At 58.1% G+C, this 3,753-nt stretch carries 3 protein-coding genes; all 3 read left to right on the top strand.

Features of this window, described 5'->3' with window-relative positions:
• Positions 1–26 precede the first annotated feature (26 nt).
• Positions 27–635: a class I SAM-dependent methyltransferase gene (locus AC1D00_RS31385; protein WP_477013328.1), complete on the top strand. Its 609-nt coding sequence runs from the start codon at positions 27–29 to the stop codon at positions 633–635.
• 365 nt (positions 636–1,000) lie between these two features.
• Positions 1,001–2,248: an acyltransferase family protein gene (locus AC1D00_RS31380; RefSeq protein ID WP_477013327.1), complete on the top strand. Its 1,248-nt coding sequence runs from the start codon at positions 1,001–1,003 to the stop codon at positions 2,246–2,248.
• Between the two features lie 12 nt (positions 2,249–2,260).
• On the top strand, positions 2,261–3,601 hold the full coding sequence (locus tag AC1D00_RS31375) for a hypothetical protein (RefSeq protein WP_477013326.1): 1,341 nt from the start codon (positions 2,261–2,263) through the stop codon (positions 3,599–3,601).
• Positions 3,602–3,753 lie beyond the last annotated feature (152 nt).

Raw genomic sequence — 3,753 nt, 5'->3', positions numbered from 1 at the left:
GCGAACAGCTCATTGGGGAAAAAGCCATGCCGTCATTTTACGACATCGCCCGGGAAAAGTTCAAAGTCAGGATCTGGGACAGGTTCGCATCGCGAATACCGGGCTACGATTCAAGGAATTGGTTGCGTATCAGGCAGATCGAGGCCTTCGAGAAATTTCTCCGGCAGCATGAGAACGCATCGGTGTTCGAGGTGTCGCCGGGCTGGAACAGATATTGGAAAGAGCAGGTGAGGAACTATTCCTCGGCCGATTTCCCCGAATTCGATATCTGCAAGCAGGCGCTGGATCGAACGTTCGATGTCGTGATCGCGGATCAAGTCCTTGAACATGTTGCGGACCCTCACGCGGCCGCGCGCAACATCCGCGCCATGGTTCGCGAGGGCGGGTACGCGCTCGTCGCAACGCCGTTCCTGTTTCGTGTGCACGCGCGGCCGCACGATTACAGTCGCTGGACCGAAGCTGGGCTGAAAGAACTTCTCTCGCACGCCGGATTCACCACGATCATCACAGATTCATGGGGCAACAAGGCGTGCGCGAAAGCGCATATCGGCGGTCCGGTTCGCGACTACGGCCTCTGGCGCAGTCTGCAGAATGATCCGGAATATCCGATCCAGGTATGGGCAATCGCGAGTTGATCGAGCGAGAGCTTTGCATAAGACCGCTTCAAGACGGTGCTGAATGTGACGCAATCGTGAAGCGTGTGGCGGGCGATATGATCGCTGCATGGTCTCGTTCTGCGCTCCGCAAAGTTAACGCACGGATGGCTCGTTTTTGCCGCATTTGATTCTCTGCGCGATGCGTATCGCGCAGCCTCTTTTTTATCCCGAAGTGTCCCTTTTTTAGTCAAGCGCGCGTTCTTTTGTCCTGCAATTCATGATGAATCCGTTGTTGGCGCTGCCGCGATCGGCACTCGAACGCGACGCGATAAAATTGGAGTTGGCTGTCATGCGCCGAAGCGGAATCGGATCGAAGTTGAATGTGCTTCCGAAGCCCTGTACAAATGTTGCGTTGCAAAAAGATCTGGGATGCGGAAGTGACGGAGTCGGTTCATCGCGAGAAAACGCATTTCCTGCCGTTGGACAGCATCCGCGGAATTGCAGCGATCTCCGTCGTGATCCATCACGTCATTCTGATGAAGACCTTCCTCGCAGCGTTTCCGCAAAACGCCTGGGTTGACTGGTCATTCTTCAGAAGCGGCTGGCTTCTCGTCGATCTGTTCTTCGTTCTCAGCGGCATCGTGATGTCGTTGAGCTATGTGAGCCCGGATTTCGGACATTTCTCGTTGCGCGAATTCATGGTGCGGCGGCTTGCCCGGGTTTATCCGCTGCATATCGTGATGCTGCTCGTGATGCTGATGTTTCGTTTGGCGAGAATTGGGCTCGTGCTGGCAGGCGTGGTGGCGATCGCGCCCGCGGCCTTCGAGGTCAATAACGCCTATTCATTTTTCTTGAACGTGTTCCTGTTGCATTCGCTGGGCTTCGTCGACTACCTCAACTGGAACGCACCGAGCTGGAGCATCAGCGTCGAGTTCTACACCTATCTGGTGTTCGGCCTCGTGATGCTGCTTGCGCAATGGTTTGGCTCGCGGCGGTATTTCTACGCTTGCGCAGCGTTGCTGGTCGCGGGCAGTTGGCTGGCGATCGTGCTGGTGGTGGGCAAGAACACCCTCGAGCTGCAATGGGACTTCGGGCTGCTCCGATGCATCATGGGGTTCTTTCTGGGGGTGCTGACTGCGAAGGTGGCACCGCTATTGCCGCGTTCGATCAATCCTGCGGTGCAGGGCGGGTTGCAGTTGGGTGCCTTGATCGTGAGCGTTGTGCTGGTCTCGATGGTAGAGGCGCATCCCGCGATCAGCCTTTTTGTGCCGCTCGCTTTCGCCGCGTTTCTCGGAACCCTGATCGCGTTTCCGCAAGCCGTATTGGTACCCAGGATTCTCGTCGTCTCGCCGCTGGTCTGGCTTGGCCGCCGGTCGTACTCCGTCTACATGGTGCACGCCGTCGTGGTCCTCTTCGCCGAATATTTCGTTCGAGCGGTGGGGCAGCGGCCCGTTGCGTTGCTCGAGTCCCTGTGTGGGGGGCTGGCGGCAACGCTGAATCTTGTCGTGATCCTGATTGCGGTCCTGATCCTGTCGAATTTCACCTATCTCTACGTCGAATTGCCGGGAGGCAGATTGCTGCGCAATGTGTTTCGGAAGACCCCCGATTTCGCGGCGTCGTCGGCTGCGCCCTCCGTCCGGCCATTGAACTGAGGTCGGCCGAACATGAGCATGATATCGAATCGCCGCATCGTCCTTCCGGCAATGTTCAGCCTCGAGGCGATCGCGCTCGCGATCTATCTCATCCGCGATGCGTTCGGCGGCATCATCAGGTATTACTCCAGCATCCTGCACCTGGATGCGCTGTGGTTCTTGCCTGATATCATCGCGATTCCCTGCATCGCCCAGTTCTTCGTCCACTGTATCGTTCGGAACCGGAGCCTGCTGGCCTCGCTGGTGCTGCTGCAGATGGTATTGTCGCTGGCGCTCGGCTTCCTCATGCTCGGCACCTTCAACGCGCTGTCTTCATCGTTCAAGATGATGCTTCCGGTCTTCGTCGGGTTCTGCTTCTGCGATTCCAATCTTGGTTCCTACAAGCGGCTGTTGAGCCTCATCGCCGGGATTCTGTACCTGTCCGTGTTCGGCGTGTTTCTGTCCAAGTACTTCGCGATGCCATGGGTCGGGTTCAAATACGAGTCGTTCGGCGCGGTCCGTGAGGCGGGCAAGTTGTGGTGGGCGTTCCAGGATCAGCGGCTGACCGGTTTTGCCGCCGAAAACACCATGGCCGCCTTCTTCATTCTTGTGTCGTTTGCGATGACGTCGATCCGCAAGAGCACCTGGTGGTGCGTGATCGTGGGCGGAATTTCGATCTATGCCGTCCGCCTCACCACCAGCAAGACTACGATGATGGTGCTGGTACTCTATCTGGTGCTGCTGCTCATCGTGCGCATGCTTCCCGAGCGCGATCGCTTCCGGACCGTGCGCTTGCTTGCGCTGTGGTCGTTCGCGGCGATGCTGATTCCGTTCTTCCTGATTATTCTGGCATCGGGCACCTCGTACACCCCGCACGACCTGCTCTACAGCATGCAGGACCGGATCAACAACAGCTGGCAGAAGCCGTTCGTCTATCTCAGCCAGCTCATGCCGATCGGTCTTGTCACGGGGTGCGGCATCGGTTGCTTCAACTATCCGCAGAAGCTGTTCTCCGCGCTCTCTCCGTACTGGGTGCCGGTCGACAATTTCTACATCGGTACGTACTTGATGTTCGGGGTTCCGTTCGTCTACTTCATGCTGTTGGTGGTTCGCGCGACCCTCACGGTGAAGGACGTCTACAAGCTATCGCTGATCTTTGTCGTGAACGTCTTCACGATCACGGTCCTCAATTACGGGCCGGCGACGGGCCTGCTGATCATCGCGCTGGCCTTCAGCGAGGTATTCTCGCGACGCTTCTCGCGGTTTGCCAAGAGCGATCCTCCGCGCGTGATCCCGCGGCGCGCGCTACCGGTCGGGGCACCGCATGGCAAGCTCCCGGACTTCGGTCCGGAGTTGCCCAGACCGGCCCAGTGACCGGACCGGCCCAGTGAATTGACGCAAGAGAGTATGATGCACAAACGCCTGGCCTTTATCGATACGCTGCGCGGCATTGCCGTGCTGGCTGTAGTGCTGCAGCACGCGCTCGAAGAGATCGTCTCGAGCCAGGCGACGGGCGCGTATCATAG

The sequence above is a fragment of the Bradyrhizobium sp. P2_E8 genome (assembly GCF_056403875.1).
Note: the sequence above shows the minus strand (reverse complement) of the source record. Positions and strands in the feature narration are given on the sequence as shown.

Coding starts and splice junctions, on each gene's coding strand:
- AC1D00_RS31385 (WP_477013328.1), top strand. CDS start 27: ATGCCGTCATTTTACGACATCGCCCGGGAAAAGTTCAAAGTCAGGATC.
- AC1D00_RS31380 (WP_477013327.1), top strand. CDS start 1,001: ATGTTGCGTTGCAAAAAGATCTGGGATGCGGAAGTGACGGAGTCGGTT.
- AC1D00_RS31375 (WP_477013326.1), top strand. CDS start 2,261: ATGAGCATGATATCGAATCGCCGCATCGTCCTTCCGGCAATGTTCAGC.